Origin of the sequence: Streptomyces sp. NPDC091682, assembly GCF_044756625.1 — a bacterium.
Classification (GTDB): Bacteria; Actinomycetota; Actinomycetes; order Streptomycetales; family Streptomycetaceae; genus Streptomyces.
Genome location: NZ_JBIVTH010000014.1, coordinates 141453 through 156177 on the forward strand (window position 1 = coordinate 141453; position 14725 = coordinate 156177).

Sequence of the window (14725 nt, forward strand, 5' to 3'; positions counted from 1 at the left end):
GCCGGGCTTCGTCCGGGGTGAAACGGCACCTTCCGCGTACCAGATGTGGTCCCACGGTTCTGACGCGTACGACCAGGGTCCCGAGCCGCACCGGCACAACGCAGATCCCCGGCCGTTGACCACCTCGCAGTGAGGTGGCCAACGGCCGGGGACGGCTGGACCAGGCGCCTGCCCGGAGGCCGGCTACGGCGCGGCGGTGAGGTCCACGCCCAGCAGGTTCGACAGGTCGGCCACCGTCTGCTTGGGGTCCTTGTTGTGCACCCCCGCGAAACCGAGCCGCTCCGCCGCCTGGACGTACCCCTCGGTGTCGTCCACGAAGACGCACTGCTCGGCAGGCATCTCCATGAGCTTGAGCGTGATCTCGAAGAGCTCGGGGTCGGGCTTGCGCAGCTGGTGGTGCTCGGAGATCACCACGACGTCGTACAGCCCTTCGAGGTCGTAGCCGTCGTAGAGGTCCCAGGGCGCGAGGCCCACCGAGTTGGACAGGATGCCCACCTTGATCCCCGCTCGCCGCGCCGCGGCGGCCGCGTTGATCAGCAGCGGCTCCGGACGCAGGCCTCCGAAGATCCTGCCCATCAAGTTGTCGGGAGAGACGCCCAGCTTCTTGCCGGCAATCTCGTTCCACTCGGTCTGGCTGACCGCTCCACGCTCGAGGTCGCTGGTGATCCGGACGCCCTCTTCGTCCTGGTACAGGGCCGAGATGCATGCACCCTGGGGAAGCCCTTCACGCTGCTCGAAGGCGAGCACCACGGGCAGGAGCGGTGTGGTGAGCACGCCTCCGAAGTCGAGGACGAGGCCGGTGCGCTGAGACATGCAGGAACTCCAGTGCTGAGAATCTGGGCGCCGCCCGTGCTGGACAGCGTTCCGGCCCCGGCGTACGCGTGGCGGCGACAGCGCCTGCGCTTCGCTTTCCAGGGTCGGCGGTATTTACAGGGCGGAAAACGATGCCGCCCATTGTATGGCCACGGTACCAGCCACCTCTTTGCGGGACTGGCGGCCCCGCCCGAATCTGAAGGGCGGCAATAGCACCTGGGGCTAGGCTATTTCCTATTTCACGCGACCTCCCAATTGAGTCGACTTCTTCAGCCGCAAGGAGCAGCACCTGAAACTCGAATGGCGTTTTCGGGCTGCAACGTTTTACGCGTCCGGTTCAAGACTCAGCTCCGCAGACTGCTGCAGAAGCTCTTGAGCGTCGCCCGGGGTGATGACCGCGTATGCCTTGCTCACTCGCACGAGCCAGGCTGCCTCGCTGTTCGTGTCGACGAAAGGTTTCTCCTGGAGCGGGCCCGTCGCGTACTGGCTGGCCTTTGTGGAGGCAGCGGCACGCAGCGCCGCGGCGATCCAGTACGCCTCGGCGCCCGGCTCGGGGTCGGGGTGCGACGCGGTCGTCTCCTCAGCAGCCCACAGGAGCGTCTCCGGGGCGTAGTAACGGAGCTTCTCGCAGGCATCGGCGACGTCCTGGGTCCATCGGTCCAGGCGGACATCGCTGGGGACCCGCATGTGGATCAGCTCGGCCAGGCGCGACCCGGGCGGGTAGAGACTCGTTCCGGGGAAGGCCTTCACCAGGTCGTACCAGAGCGGGTGAAGCCGGTAGAGGGTCTTCCATGTCTTCCAGCGAGCAGCAACGACGCTGGTGGTGGGGATGCTCGCGCCTACAGCCACGATCAGGAAGAGCAGGTTCATCCACATCGCCGTGAGATCAATGAGCATCTCCATTGTCGAATGGCTCAACGGGAAAAATACCGCCGTCCACACGATGACGATTCGGGCAGTCGTGTGGAGGAGCCCCATCCACATCGAGATTCCCATGAGCCTGAGACCGATTCGCATGCTGGGCGTCTCGGCTTCTCGCGCCCCACGCGACCACTGGTAGCCGCAGACGGCGGTCGTGACGAGCGGGAAGAAGTAGAAGACGCTCATATACACAGCGGCGCCCAATTCCCCTGCATGATCGCTGAGAAAGTCTTCACTTTGCCGCTGGCGGTCCACAACGGTGAAAAAGAGAATGGTGAGCAGGGTCACGCCGATTGCGCCCACCGGGTAGGAGGCACGGGCGATCCAGCGCGACACCGTGACGTGTCGGGGCACCACGGCCTCGGAGCTCTTGCCGTAGCTGGTCGCAACGTACGTCAAGGACGCGATGATGGCGGCGGTGCTGGCGAAGTGCCTGAGGAGAGCGTTCAGGTCGATCACGGGGATGTGGTCCACGGCGTGCATCGCTGCTGGTGTGTAGAGCCACAAGGCCACGGAGAATCCGGCGTAGCCGCCCCAGAGGGCTCGGCGGTGGGCGTCACCGTACCGGACGGCGGGGAATCGCCAGACGGCTATGAGGGTCATCACTGCCGCGGTCAGGTACCTGAAGAAGTCGAGCATGCCGTCCGTTATTCGTTCTTGGAGCCACGCCGCGGCGGAGCAACCGGGTGGGAGAGAGAGGACTCCAAGAGGCTGACCATGTCGTCGCCGGCCACCTGCTGATGGCGGGCCAACCGCTTGATCAGGGACGCCGACAACTCGGCCTGCTGCTCCTCCGGGCTGTCGTAGTTCACGCGGCCTTGGACCAGAGCCGAGGGGAATCGACGAAGGACTTCGTCCCGGATGTGCTCAGGGACGTATCGCTCGACCTCTTCATCGGTCAGGGTGCTGCCGTGGTCCAGCCACTCGTGCGCCAGCTCGTGAAGGATGATGTGCTCGGTCTGGTTCCGGCTGGATCGGCGTCGGTAGAGCACGACCGTGAACTCCGGCGTCCTGACTCGGAGGCCGCAGGCTGTGCCCAGCCCTCCATCCGGGTCGTCAAAGGGCACCAGCCGAATCTGACGCTCCAGTGCATGCTCCATGTTCCGGACCAGCGCCTCGACACTGAAGGGAGTGGGCACGGGCAGATCGGCAAGCAGCTTCTCGCATTCCTTCAAGAGGGCGCGTCGCGAGGGGTCCCTGCGCCACCGCATGACTGCTCTCGCGAGGTGCATCGGCGTTCCACCGCCTGGTTCTGCACGCAACCCGCCACTCTCCCCGCTCCGGGCGGCCTTCCGTCGAGCAGCCCACCTCATCGCCCCGTCCCCCTCGCCCCTGCCCCGTTAACTCTCGGGGCGCCACCCGCCCCGTGCTCAGGCATGCGTTCGGCAGGCTGAGCCAGTAGTCGTCAGACTTTCCGCGTGTGCAGTGAACCCCCGCTTCGCTGCCCAGTGACCACGACGGCAGCGGTGCAGAGACAGAACAGGCCCATGCCTATCGGCAGACTCAGGACGCCGGCGTACGGTTCCATGAAGTACCGGACTTCAGCGACAACCTCGAACGCAACGGTGAACACGAAGGCCATCGCGATGACGGCGCCCGTGAGCGCCCGGGTGGCAATGCGGTGGACTGGTCGTGATCCGCGGACACTGCGCGGGCGGAAAATGTTGTCAAACGGCTGCGCCCGGCGCTTGGTTTTCTCAACAATGTTCCCGGCTGCTCTGCGTACGGCAGGGCGGCTGACCGCATGCCCCTTGCCGACGCGGCGAGCTTTCCACCGCATGTACTGGCCTTACCCCCCGTTGCGGAACTGAACAGTACGGCCAGGTCAACCAAAAATGTTGATCATCTAGCCCACTTGATGAGCGGTCGTACGATATCCCTACACGCAACGATCCTGTCAAGTCGATTGGATTTGGCCTACGTTCGGGTGCACCCGGGATCCGTGCTCGCCGTGGTCCTGCCCCAACCCTCATGCGGGGGGACGGCCACTTCTCCAATGGTCTGGTCGGCGGTTCGGCTGAGTGGACGCCACCGGAGGGTGGTCGGCAGCAGGGGTGAAGTGGCGGCGCGTGGCCCAGAGCACGACGGACCGGGCGGCAACACCTGCGGCTGCCGCGGGAGCAGTGGCCGGGCAGTGCGGCGGCCGTGATGGCCGGGACAGGGGCGGGGTCGGCAGGCGTCGGCAGGGAGCCGACCGCAAAGCCGCAACCGATCGCGCGGAGTTGACGCGAGGGCGAGCCGGGCCAGGTGCGGCGTCCGTAAAGGAGGCCGCCGATCAGGCTGCCGACTGCGAGCGCCGCGGGCCTCAACGCCGAGAGGTACTCGGCGTGGTGACGTTCGGCTGCGGCGAGGGCGACGACGTTGAGTGCTCCCAGGGTGATGCCCGCCCCGAACAGGGCTGCCGCCAGGGCGCGCAGGCCGGGGGTACGGATCGGGCCGAGCCCGTAACAGCGCGCACCCGGCGAGCACGATCGCCGCTGTGGCGATGAGCACGACGGTGGTGCCGGTCAGGGCGTGCAGGGCCAGGACGAGTAGCGGACCGCCGATGAACACGAGCTCCGGGGCGCAGGCGTCGAGCGAGAGCGCGGCTCGCCGTTCGTGCGGGCTGCGCACGACGTGCGGCCACAGAACGCGCAGCGCGGCCTCCAGCGGCGGGGTGCACAGGCCGGCGACCGCGGCGTTGGCCGCGGCCAGGTCGGGGTGGGTGCTGGACCGGGTGAAGAGGGTGGGCCTCCAACAGGGTGCCGATCTGGGCTTCCAGTGCCCGGCGCTGTTCGTGGACCGCGGCGAGCGAGCGGGCGGGCGAGGGGATGACCACGCCGAGGGTGCCCGTTCCCGGGACCACTACGGTCTGTTCGTCGAGGGCGTCGAAGACGTCCTCGATCAGCCGGGTGGCCATGCGCGGGGTCTTGGGCCGGGTCAGCTCGATGAGTCTGCGGCGGCCGGCCTTGCGCAGTGCGGCCGGGGATCCGTAGCGCTCGAGGAGCCAGGCGACGGCAGGGTGGTCCAGCCGTGGGCCAAGGACCCGCTCCAGTGACGGGTGGAACCGGGTGAGCAGGCCGCGTATCCGGTTGCTGGTGCGGGTGGCTTCTGCGGCGAGGTCTTGGTCGAAGCCGGTCAGGACGGTGAGCCCGGGCCGCATCCGCGATCACTGCCGCGTCCTTCGCATCCGTCTTCGCCTCGCCCGGGTAGAGGGCGGCGATCCGCCGCATGGCGAGCCCGGGCAGGTGGGCGACCTCGCAGCCTGCGTCGCGGGCGACGGTCAGTGGCGGGGCACCGATCGAGGCAGGCTGGTCCACGATCGGCACAACACGGTGCCGAACTTGGCCTTGAGCTTGTCCGGGGTGATCCCGTGGCCGTGGTGAGCCGTCCTGCCGACGTCCACCCCGAGGAAGACGCCCATGCCTTCGGTGTCCAACATCGCACCCCTCCGCAGGTGTTGACCGTCCCGGCCCCGGCAGTGTGGCTTTGTAGGTGAGTCCCGGGAACGCCTGTTGCTCGGAGGCGAGAAGGCATTCCGCGACGTGAAAATGATGTCGCTGAAATTGGGGAACGCCGCGGTGCTTGCTTCGGGCCCATGCTTGTGCTCTTCAGGGAGAGGTCCCCCAGGTCCAGGCCGACGCCGGAGCATTCGCCCGTCGCCCCACGGGCGGGATGCGGGACATCAGGAGGCGTGGGCAGAAGGGCTGTCGGATGCGGGGGCTATGGTCGGCGGCGTACGACCATCAGCAGCAGGAGACCTCATGCCGTCAGGGCACGTACAGCAGGACATCTCTGGGGCCCGGCCGGCCTGGCCGCGCCTGTTGGCGCCGATCCCCTTCGATGTCGAGTCGGTCTTTCCGGAGTTGGCCGGTGCGGCGCGCACGGCCACCCTCCTCTACCCCCGGGCCGGGCAGCCGGGCCCCGGCAACAGCTCCATCGGCGGGCCCCTGCTGTGGCCGGCCGGCGAGCCCTGGCCCATGTGCGCCGAACCGGACCACTACAAGCCGCTCGCCGAGCCCGTCGGACCCGACCCGGTCGCGATGGTCCCGGTGGTCCAGCTCTACGCACGGGACGTGCCCGGTCTCGTCTTCCCCGCCGGTACCGACCTGTTTCAGATCCTGTGGTGCCCGCTCGTGCACGAGGACGACCAGCACGCGGCCAACCCCCGCCTCCACTGGCGCAGCGCGACACTGACGGCCGCCGACGTCGCTGACGGGAAGGCGCCCCGCCCGCACACCGCGGAGGAGGACTACCTGCCCCGCCCGTGCACGGTGTCCCCCACACCGGCCGTGGAATACCCGCTTCGGGACCTGCCGGGCGAACTCGGCGAGCGCTTCGAGGCCCTCCATGAGGAACGCGGATTCGGTTACTTCGAGGTGGCCACCACTCAGCAGAGCAAGGTCGGCGGATATCCGAGTTGGACCCAGGCGCCGGACTGGCCTGACTGCGCGAACTGCGGCACGCACATGGAGCACCTGCTCAGCGTCACCGCGACCGAACCGGGCGCGGGCCGTTGGCTGCCGCTGGACGAGCGGAACCCCAGCCAGGACCAGGCCGCGACCCCGTCCTGGCGAGCCGAGGCGGACCCCGCCGCCCTCGACACGTTCGGACACCACATGTACCTGGGCGGCGGGGGCATCGACTTCTTCGTCTGCCGTACCTGCCTGGACACCCCCTACACCCACCGCTACGACCGCTGAACCCCGTGCCGCTCGGCCTGCGGCAGCTGGATCCGTCGCCGACGTCGATGAGGATCCGCGCTCCGGCCCTGACGCCGATCCCCGGCATCGACGTCACGACCTTGGAAAGGGGGTGGTCCTCCAGCAGTTCCTCGATCCGGGCGGCGAGGAGCTTCCGCTGGCCGAGAATTGCTCGGAGCGAGGTGGCGAGGTGGCGAGGCCGGGAAGGGTCAGCACGGCCGCGTCCGTGCCCGGGACGACGACGGTCTGTTCGTCCAGTGCGGTGAAGACGTCCTCGACCAGTCGCTCGGCCATCCGCGGTGCTTTCGGACGTATCAAGGTCACGAGTCGGCGGCGTCCGGACAGGCCGTCAGGTCCAGTGCGGAGGGCGCCATCGTTTTCAGAAGAGGCTGAGTACCTCGCTCACTGCATCGCGGACTCGCCTCCCGAAGCCTGGACTGCGCCTGGCGCAGTCCAGCCGGCGACCCGCCGGTAGAGCCCAAAGGCACACCCAGCGAAGGCCAAGTACAGGAGCGCCGCGGAGACGGGGTTCGCCAGAGCGAAGAGCGCCTGTGCCGGGACAACGGCGGCAGCGAGGTTGAAGCCCAGGTGCAGGAGCACGCAGGGCCACAGCACGCGGGTGTGTTCGTAGATCAGGGCCAGGAGCACCGCCAACGGCAGGGTCGAGGCGAACTGCACGGCGTTGCCGTGCAGCAGGCCGAACACCACGGCGGTGACCAGCGTGGAAGCGAGGATGCTCACCCGCTTGCGCAGCAATGGGTAGACCAGCCCTCGGAACAGGGCCTCCTCCCCCACAGGAGCCGCGACCATGGCGAGCAGCAGGGTCGCCAGCACTCCAGCCGCGTGCCTCGTCTGGTTCGACGTGTCGAAGCCTGTGGACCCGGTCGTGGCGTAGATCCACAAGGCCAGCGACTGCCCGGCGAGGAATGCCAGGACCGCGCAGCCGACGACGGTCCACCCGAAGCGCGGAATTTCCGTGCTCGGCCGCGGGGCCGGCGCATGCGCGAGCCACTGGGGCCGCAGGATCCTCACCGAGCCGACCAGGACGACAACAAGCATGCTCAGGACGGAGGTCGCGACGATCGGCTCTCCGATGAGGCGGACCGCGACGGCGCCCAGACCGAGGTAGACCGCGACGACGGCGAACGGCACGAGGGCGCACCACCCGATGCCGAGCAGACGCGAAGTGGTCGGTGGCGTCGTCATGGTCTTCTCCTCTACGGGGCTCAAGCAGCCCTGGTGATCTGTTCGTTGATGACGGCCTGGACGCGGGTGTCGCCGCGGAAGGTGTTCGGCTGCAACGTCGCCGTGAAGCGCAGCGTCCCGAGCTCGGTACGGCTGGCGCGCTGCACGAAGCTCTGGATCACGTCGAACTTCTCCTCAGCGACGTTCCACCACAGAAAGGACAGGCAGGACGGGCCGGACCGGGTGATCAGGCGCAGGTGCTGCGATTCGGATCCGATCCGGTCCACGCGCAGGCCCAGGGGCTCGATCGCGATCTCGACGACCGCCGTGGTGAAGCCGTGCCCGAAGGGCTTGAGGCCCCCGGTCCGGCGCACCAGCTCGAACAGCGACTGCAGATCTTCAAGGCCGGCGTCGCAGTCGGCGTCCGGGCCCAGCACGAGATCGCCTTTGGAGCCATCGGCGCTGACGGCGAGCAGGGCAACCTGGGTGGTCTCCTGGAGCACGGCGACTAGGCCGCCCGACTTCTCGGCCTTTTACCATGACGTCGGCACCGTCGGCGGTGAGCACCGCGAAGCACGGCTCAAGCGCGGCCCCCGTGCGGCGCGGGCTGTTCATCGCCGGGGCGGCGAGGTAGAAGCCGAAGAAGCCCTCATCGAGGTCGTCGACGTCTCGGATCTCGCCGACCCGGGCGAAGGCCTTGAGCACGAGCGCGAAGCCCTCGCAGGCCCGGAGGAAGACCGGGTGATGCGGCTCGGTGCGCAGCAGCTGCATCAGTATCGACTGTTCGATGTCGATGGCATCGGGGTCGGCGTCGAACCCACCCCAGGGATTGGGGATGGTCTTCGGCGCGGCGCCGCGCAGCAGGCGGATCTCCCAGAGCTTCTCGGGCCAATGCACACGGGTGCATGCCTCGATCACCTGGTAGAGGACGTGGGCACCGCAGATCCCAGTGTGGGCGTAGGTCTCGTCGATCCGGCACGGGTCGACAGTGATGTCCGCGGTCGAGCCCGGTGCGAGCTCCTCGTGGCGGTCGGCCGCCAACGTCGTCCAGCCCGGGGCACGCGCGGCGGCGATACCGCGGTGGGAGTTCACTCCGCCGTCACAGGTGAGCAGAACCCGGGTGTCAGGCGACTTCGCATGGATCTCGGCGACGTCCTCTTCGGTGAGCGAGTGGTCGTCGACGGCATGAAGCGTGGACATGCTGGAGGCCCTCTCGATCGGGGTCGCTGGTCGGTGGAGAACGGGGCATGAAACACCTTTCAACGCTGCTGCGATTCTAGCAGTAACAGTCACTCCCTCTGCCAATTCACCAGCATCTTTGAGTCTCATTCAGGCGCCAAATGGCGCACTTATGTCGAATGATTGCGACAGGCTTTCCAAAGTACTTGCGCATCGGCTACTCTCGCCGGTATGGCTATTCGAAGCATTGTCGAGTCAGATCTCAGCGGTAAGCCGGATGCGGCTACCGTGACCTTCGGCCTGGGAGACACCTGGTACGAAGTCGATCTCACAGTTGAGGAGAAGAAGGGCCTCGAGGCTGCGCTGAAGTCGTACCTGGAGGTCAGCCGGAAAGCCGGGAAGCCCGCGCCCAAGAAGCGAGTCGTACCTGAGACGACTGCCGAGGAGCGGGACAAGATCCGCGAGTGGGCCAAGGAGAAGGGTCACGAGTTCGCGGATCGGGGGCGCATCCCGAAGAAGGTCATGCAGGCCTACGACGAGGCTCACGACATCGATCGGAGCAACTAGCGCTGAGCCTGATGTTCGCCTCCTGGCCGACTTCTCCCGTTCGTCCCCGAAGGGCCCTGCAGCACCCTGCAGGGCCCTTCGCGCGTCTTCAGACCGGATGGATCACGTTGGTCGTCTTGATCCCAGCAGCTCGCGCTCGAGCCCTGCAGCGGACGGTGCCGTGCGAGAAGTGCCCCGGTGCATCCGGCATGAGCTGCTCCGGGCTCCGCTTCGGGCATCCGGGCTTCTGGCAAAGGCCGAGGAAGGCCGTGCACGGCACCTGAGCCCCGGCCTCGCGGAAGACCTGGGCGGCGTCGACCCTCACCCGGTTCCGCTGGAAGCCGGCTGCTCCCCCTGTGGGCCGACCGATCGGCGGGAAAGATGACGATCTCGAAGCCTGCGTCCCGTCACATCGGTTCAGCCATGGCGTCGGCCCCCTTGGGACAGTGCCCCGGAAGAAGCACCGGCCGGGTGACGTTCTTGGGCCCCCAGCCGCGCCAGGCGCCGTTGAACGTCTCACGCATGCTCTTCGCGTCGCTCCAGCTGCGGGAACCGGCGAAGAGGACGACGTGCGAGCACGATTCCGGAATCATTTCAGCAATCATTCGACTCTCCTCTCCTCATGACTCGGCGGTCTCCACAGCCGGAGTCGAGAGCTGTGGTCATGGCGTCTGGGCAGGCGCGGCGGCCTGCATGCCGCTGCCCCGTTCCGGCCAGCCGGTACTGGACCCGATCACGGCCAGGCCCTTCTCCCGATGGAGCTCGACGCGGATCTGATCGTCACTACCCATCGGCATGAGGTGGACGACGTACATCCCGTCACCGCTGCGGGGGATGTTCACGGTGACGAGCGCGCTGCTCTCGTCGTCGGTGGAGTCGACGTTACCGACGTCCCCAACTTCGCCGGAGCGCATCCTCGGCGACGGCTTCGCTGTTCGATTGCTACAACTTCGGCACGCAGCGGGCTCCTCCATCGCCGGACGAGTTCAGGCTGGGACTGTGTCGTGGTTGTGCCTCTTCGTGGACGTGGACTCGGGCGGGGTAGCGACCATCGAGTGCGGACCCGATGGGGTCCGTGCGATCTCGATGTTCAGCCCAGCTCCCGCGCCAGCCCTGCTGGCTGACGACCCGGTAGATCCCGCTGGAGTGATCCACCCCGGCCGGATCGCACTGCGAGCCACCGCGCGGAGCGTCACTTCTCGCCCGAGCCAGGCGCTGCGCGCCTGCCCATCCACTGCTGCACCCTTCGCCCCTGCCCGCGCGCCTGTGGACAACTGCGGCGGGGGCAGTGTTGGGGATCGTCTCTCAAGCGCAGGGCTGGGCATCGCCCGAGGGAGCGCCGGCGACCGACGGACCGGCGAGCTGAGCGACCGGTGGAGCCCGTCGGCCATGCCTGACACGTCATCGGAGCACAGTGAAGAGGCCGAGCGGAGCGAGGGTCCGCAGGACACGCGTTATCAGTTTCCCTTATGCCCTTTCACTTCCTTGTAGCCGTCCCCGCTGTTCCACGGCTGGAGCATGAGCGGAAGCCTGGAACATCAGGGGAAACGGTCCGTACCCTCTCGACTCGTACCCCTCCCCCCTTTCGGGCAGCGGGGGTACGGGTCTGGCTGTTTCCCCTGGTCATCACACCTTCTGGCGGTACTGATGTTTCGTCGTTCGGGATACGGCCGTACCCCCGTGCCGATCCGTCCTCGTGAGGCACGAACGAGGCGCGGTACGGGTCTGCTCCGGACGGGGCACAGCTCCGGTTCATCACCTTGCTGCCGCAGGCGGCACAGCCCTCGCCCAGCAGCGAATCCGCCCTCTCGCGACGCCGTCGCTTCGGCTGTGGACAACGCTCTGCTTCATCGCTCGCTGCTGACGGCGTAGCCGGCCTCGCACCATCGTGTTGCGCTAGTTGCACCAACCTGGATCTGCTGTGCCCTGGTCGTTGCTCCGGTGCTGCCGCGACAGCGTGCCAGCACGTCACGCACCGCGTCCGGGGCGGGCGTTCGGCACCACCTCGTCGACACACGATCCGGCCCCGGGCCGTGTTTCGTTTCGCGCTCGCGCGGCGAGCCCGGGGCGGTCTCTCGTGAACGCATCAGAAGAAGAGAGCCCCGGCTGCTGCGACCATCTGCCCATCGGGCACAGCGAGCACAGCGAGCACAGCGAGCAGCTCGAGGCGTATCGGAGCGTTGTCGCCTTCCTCCAAGGCGTGCCTCCGCAGCAATGCCTCCGCGCCTCTCCTACCCCACGGCCGATGCTGCGCAAGCACGTCGTTCCTCGCACGCTCGCTGGGCGTGGGGGCCCACTCCCCCCTTCGACCCTTCTCTCTCTGCCCAACCTTGTCGGCTCGATGACGCCCCTGTGCCGACCGCCGCACCAGCGCTGTGTCGGTGTCTCGGTGACAGCTGTGCTGGCCGCGCTCCGCCAGCGGTCCGTGACCGTCTCGACGTACCCGCCGGATGACTTTGGCAAGGGACGCGGTCAGGCCTCGCGGCCCCGTGAATCAGCACTTCCCTCGCGTCTCTGCGGTGACCCATCGAAACACGCAGGGGCCGCGACTGGGACACGTACAAGACACCGACTGCTGCTGTCGGGTCTCCCAGAGTCCCGTGCGTGTCCGCACAGCATCTCGCGCGCGCTCCAACCGTGCCGCCCCGGTGTCGCGCACAGTGCCCTCTGAGGACACATCTGCGTCGGGGAGCCGGGTGGCGTCTCTCAAGAGACACGGTCGGGACACCAGCGGGAGCTCACGTGTGCCCCCATGCGGCTTCCCCGGGACCACGCCCTGACGTCAGGTGTCTCGCAGGTGTCCCGCGGGAGCCCTTGTTGCGTTGCATGGGGGACTCATAGGCGCATGGCGCCCTCGGCTTGCGCCCAGTCGTCTCCAGCAGGGGCATTGCGGCGTCTCGCAGGTGTCCCCACCAGGGGCGACTGGGGACAGCAATGGCGTCCAACTCGCGTATCGAGTGGGACTTGCATGCGACTCAATAGGGACAATAGAGTGGGCTCATAGCGATTCGCATTCGAAGCGAAACATGAGGGGTGGCGAGCCCACGTGACAGGGCGAGAGGCATCCGGCGAACGATCGGATGGAGTGCAGGAGCGAGTGGCAGGGCGAGGTGAGTGCAATGGCGAATCAGCCGAGTGAACCTCGCAAGGTCCGCTGGACCGTGCCCGCTGCCGACACCTCGGTGATCGAGTGGCTCGCTCAGCAGGAGAACATCTCGCAGTCGCTGCGACTGCTCATTCGGGAGTCCATTCAGCGCGACGGATACGTCGACGTCTACTACAAGCCCGTCGAGCAACTGCCGCGTCGCGGCCGTCCGCCGCTGGAGAGCGCCGAGCAGCGCGAGGACGACGAGGTGGTCACCGAGCGCCGTCCGGCCGCCATGCCCGTTCAGCCACGGCCCGTGGTCGCCGACCAGGCCGACGCCGTCGTCGAGAAGACAGCACCAGCGCCGTTGGCCCAACCCGAGCCGGTTGCGACACCTGTTGAGACGGTCGCGGATCCTGCGGCAAGTACCCCCGGCCCAACCTCGGAGCCGCCGAAGCAGGCCTCCATTGACGAAATCATGGCGAGCACTCGGCGCTGAGTGGCGCGGTGAATTTCATTTTCCAGGCAGACAACACAACACCGAGGGACCGAATTCATGAGCGCCAACAGCAACGACATCATCACCCTCACCGGCGGCATCGACGTCGGCAACGGCTACGTCAAGGGCGTCATCCAGAATACGAAGCGGGAGATCTTCGACGAGATCGATCTGCCCAGCGCAGTCGTCTCGACTTCCCGCACCTCGCCGAAGGTGCCGCTCCCCGATGCGGATGCGGCCTCCGTGATGGCCGGCGACTTCTACAACCAGCTGGACTGCTCGCTCACCACGACCCTGGTAGCGGCGTCGGACCGCCGAATCTTCGGCCGGGCAGCGCTGAGCGTGCGCGGCTCGAAGTTCACCGAGTTCGAGGTACTGGGCAAGCACTCCAAGGCTGATCAGGAGCTGAGCAAGGTCCTGGTCCTGGGTGCCTTCGCCGCGAAGGCCCTGCGCGACTACGTCCGCGAGAACGGCACGCTGCCCGATCACGAGCTGCGCGTGCAGGTGCGCGCCGGCCTGGCGCTGCCGATCTCCGAGTTCGTCGCGCGCCGCCACTCCTACGCCGCCGAGTTCATCGGTCTGCTGGGCAGCTCCGACCCCGCGGTGCACCTGGTGACGATCAAGAACTTCAGCACCCCGGTCTCGGTGCGCCTGCAGTTCGTCGACGTTCAGGTGATGGCCGAGGGTGCCTCCGCGCAGTTCGCCATCACCGACAAGGGCGAGCCGCTGGCCCAGGCTCTTCTCGATGATCTGCGCACTCGCGACGCCTCCGTCGTGGAAGGGGTCTCGGCCTCCGATCTGGTGGCGGCGCGGAACACCATCGGCGTCGACGTGGGTGAGGGCACCGTGAACTTCCCGGTCTTCACCGACGGGCGGTTCAACCCCGAGGCGGCATCCACGCTCGACGAGGGCTACGGCTCCGCGCTGATGAACGCCATGGAGCGCATGAGCGAGTCGGACGCCACGCTGCAGTTCTCCTCGCGCAAGCAGCTGGCGGACTTCCTCCACGCGAAGCCGTCCGTGCTGGTGAAGAACCGTCACCAGCGCGCCGCCGGCTTCGTCGAGGACGAGGCCAGCTACCTGGTCGACGAGATCGCCTCCTCCTTCGGCGACGTCCTCTCCCAGGCCGGTGCGACGACCGAGGTCGTCTACGTCTACGGCGGCGGCTCGGGCCCTATCAAGCACCTGCTGCACCCTGCGCTTCTGAAGGCCGCTGGCGATGTGCCCGTGCTCTACCTCGACTCGAGCTACTCGCGGCACCTGAACCGCGAGGGCCTGTACATCGCGGCACGGCACGTCGAGCAGCAGGCCCTCGCGGCGAAGCCCGCGGGCAAGCACAGTTAAGGAGGTGGCCTGAGGTGCGAAGCGCTCGCATCCATCCACGATGAGGTCAAGGATCCTTACCGCTGGTCCGATTCGCTGCGTCTGGTCGGGATGGTCCACCTCAAATTGCGGGCAGGTCCCGGACCAGCGGGCAGCGGAACATGACGAACCAGCCCAGGGTGCTGGTGTCCGGACGCTCCACCTCGCGGGTCAGCGGCCGACGGTAGGCGCGCACGCCGAAGAGGTTCTTCGCGGCCCGCGCCTGATCGTGGGCATCGAGATGGGGCAGGTAGGAGGAGGCCGGACCACCCTGCCGGTCGTCCTTGAGCAGCGGGCAGCGGTCGTTCGAGTCGGACAGTTCGCCGATGTGTTCGCGGATCGTGGCGATCGCCTGGTCCACGGCATTGATGGATTCGGCAGTGAGACCCCCGGCGCTGCTCTGCAGCGGAGTCCCTAGCTCACGGCAGTACTCCTGGCGTGGACGTGATCTTC

The 14725-nt window shown here is 67.4% G+C and carries 13 protein-coding genes and 2 pseudogenes; 4 read left to right on the top strand and 11 right to left on the bottom strand.

The features are described 5' to 3' along the window. Positions 1 to 183: 183 nt before the first annotated feature. The 4 genes and pseudogenes from ACIQK6_RS29420 to ACIQK6_RS29435 all read right to left on the bottom strand — a co-directional run. The gene (locus ACIQK6_RS29420; RefSeq protein ID WP_329104410.1) at positions 184 to 813 is read right to left on the bottom strand and encodes an HAD-IA family hydrolase; all 630 of its coding nucleotides are present in this window, start codon (positions 811 to 813) and stop codon (positions 184 to 186) included. 324 nt (positions 814 to 1137) lie between these two features. Then, on the bottom strand, positions 1138 to 2373 hold the full coding sequence (locus ACIQK6_RS29425) for an MAB_1171c family putative transporter (RefSeq protein ID WP_329104408.1): 1236 nt from the start codon (positions 2371 to 2373) through the stop codon (positions 1138 to 1140). Between the two features lie 8 nt (positions 2374 to 2381). Next, positions 2382 to 2909 carry a hypothetical protein gene (locus tag ACIQK6_RS29430; protein WP_329104406.1) on the bottom strand — a complete coding sequence of 176 codons (528 nt, stop codon included), beginning with the start codon at positions 2907 to 2909 and terminating at the stop codon, positions 2382 to 2384. 1502 nt (positions 2910 to 4411) lie between these two features. Further along, positions 4412 to 5155: pseudogene (locus ACIQK6_RS29435) on the bottom strand (IS110 family transposase); the annotation flags it as partial. Between the two features lie 322 nt (positions 5156 to 5477). Between ACIQK6_RS29435 and ACIQK6_RS29440 the strand changes: the two are divergent. Beyond that, a complete protein-coding gene (locus ACIQK6_RS29440; protein ID WP_402695742.1) occupies positions 5478 to 6416 on the top strand; it encodes a hypothetical protein in 939 nt (312 codons plus the stop codon). Positions 6417 to 6441: 25 nt separating this feature from the next. Here ACIQK6_RS29440 and ACIQK6_RS29445 read toward each other — a convergent pair. The 4 genes and pseudogenes from ACIQK6_RS29445 to ACIQK6_RS29460 all read right to left on the bottom strand — a co-directional run. Further along, positions 6442 to 6758 (bottom strand): annotated as a pseudogene (locus ACIQK6_RS29445) (IS110 family transposase); the annotation flags it as partial. Positions 6759 to 6818: 60 nt separating this feature from the next. After that, a complete protein-coding gene (locus ACIQK6_RS29450; RefSeq protein ID WP_329104400.1) occupies positions 6819 to 7622 on the bottom strand; it encodes a CPBP family intramembrane glutamic endopeptidase in 804 nt (267 codons plus the stop codon). 20 nt (positions 7623 to 7642) lie between these two features. Next, positions 7643 to 8104: a hypothetical protein gene (locus ACIQK6_RS29455; RefSeq protein WP_329104398.1), complete on the bottom strand. Its 462-nt coding sequence runs from the start codon at positions 8102 to 8104 to the stop codon at positions 7643 to 7645. After that, positions 8001 to 8801 (bottom strand): hypothetical protein, encoded by an 801-nt coding sequence (locus tag ACIQK6_RS29460; protein ID WP_402695743.1) that lies wholly within the window; start codon positions 8799 to 8801, stop codon positions 8001 to 8003. Before ACIQK6_RS29460 ends, ACIQK6_RS29455 begins: the two co-directional genes overlap by 104 nt. Before the next feature lie 210 nt (positions 8802 to 9011). Here ACIQK6_RS29460 and ACIQK6_RS29465 point away from each other — a divergent pair, with 210 nt between their 5' ends. Continuing rightward, positions 9012 to 9347 carry an Lsr2 family protein gene (locus tag ACIQK6_RS29465; RefSeq protein ID WP_329104394.1) on the top strand — a complete coding sequence of 112 codons (336 nt, stop codon included), beginning with the start codon at positions 9012 to 9014 and terminating at the stop codon, positions 9345 to 9347. Positions 9348 to 9733: 386 nt separating this feature from the next. Here ACIQK6_RS29465 and ACIQK6_RS29470 read toward each other — a convergent pair whose 3' ends face one another. Together ACIQK6_RS29470 and ACIQK6_RS29475 are read right to left on the bottom strand one after the other, a co-directional pair. After that, positions 9734 to 9931 carry a hypothetical protein gene (locus tag ACIQK6_RS29470; protein ID WP_329104392.1) on the bottom strand — a complete coding sequence of 66 codons (198 nt, stop codon included), beginning with the start codon at positions 9929 to 9931 and terminating at the stop codon, positions 9734 to 9736. Between the two features lie 57 nt (positions 9932 to 9988). Further along, positions 9989 to 10240, bottom strand: a complete 252-nt coding sequence (locus tag ACIQK6_RS29475) for a hypothetical protein (RefSeq protein WP_329104389.1) — start codon at positions 10238 to 10240, stop codon at positions 9989 to 9991. Positions 10241 to 12445: 2205 nt separating this feature from the next. On the opposite strand from ACIQK6_RS29475, the gene ACIQK6_RS29480 reads away from it, so the two are divergent. Beyond that, positions 12446 to 12910: a hypothetical protein gene (locus ACIQK6_RS29480; RefSeq protein WP_329104387.1), complete on the top strand. Its 465-nt coding sequence runs from the start codon at positions 12446 to 12448 to the stop codon at positions 12908 to 12910. Positions 12911 to 12967: 57 nt separating this feature from the next. Next, entirely contained in the window at positions 12968 to 14254 is a 1287-nt protein-coding gene (locus tag ACIQK6_RS29485) for a ParM/StbA family protein (protein WP_329104385.1), read from the top strand. Between the two features lie 100 nt (positions 14255 to 14354). On the opposite strand, the gene ACIQK6_RS29490 is transcribed toward ACIQK6_RS29485, so the two are convergent. Continuing rightward, a complete protein-coding gene (locus ACIQK6_RS29490; protein ID WP_329104383.1) occupies positions 14355 to 14633 on the bottom strand; it encodes a hypothetical protein in 279 nt (92 codons plus the stop codon). Between the last annotated feature and the right edge of the window lie 92 nt (positions 14634 to 14725).

Bases quoted from the DNA above. Each gene is read 5' to 3' on its own strand.
- ACIQK6_RS29420 (WP_329104410.1), bottom strand. From the start codon at position 813: ATGTCTCAGCGCACCGGCCTCGTCCTCGACTTCGGAGGCGTGCTCACC.
- ACIQK6_RS29425 (WP_329104408.1), bottom strand. From the start codon at position 2,373: ATGCTCGACTTCTTCAGGTACCTGACCGCGGCAGTGATGACCCTCATA.
- ACIQK6_RS29440 (WP_402695742.1), top strand. From the start codon at position 5,478: ATGCCGTCAGGGCACGTACAGCAGGACATCTCTGGGGCCCGGCCGGCC.
- ACIQK6_RS29450 (WP_329104400.1), bottom strand. From the start codon at position 7,622: ATGACGACGCCACCGACCACTTCGCGTCTGCTCGGCATCGGGTGGTGC.
- ACIQK6_RS29460 (WP_402695743.1), bottom strand. From the start codon at position 8,801: ATGTCCACGCTTCATGCCGTCGACGACCACTCGCTCACCGAAGAGGAC.
- ACIQK6_RS29465 (WP_329104394.1), top strand. From the start codon at position 9,012: ATGGCTATTCGAAGCATTGTCGAGTCAGATCTCAGCGGTAAGCCGGAT.
- ACIQK6_RS29470 (WP_329104392.1), bottom strand. From the start codon at position 9,931: ATGATTGCTGAAATGATTCCGGAATCGTGCTCGCACGTCGTCCTCTTC.
- ACIQK6_RS29475 (WP_329104389.1), bottom strand. From the start codon at position 10,240: ATGCGCTCCGGCGAAGTTGGGGACGTCGGTAACGTCGACTCCACCGAC.
- ACIQK6_RS29480 (WP_329104387.1), top strand. From the start codon at position 12,446: ATGGCGAATCAGCCGAGTGAACCTCGCAAGGTCCGCTGGACCGTGCCC.
- ACIQK6_RS29485 (WP_329104385.1), top strand. From the start codon at position 12,968: ATGAGCGCCAACAGCAACGACATCATCACCCTCACCGGCGGCATCGAC.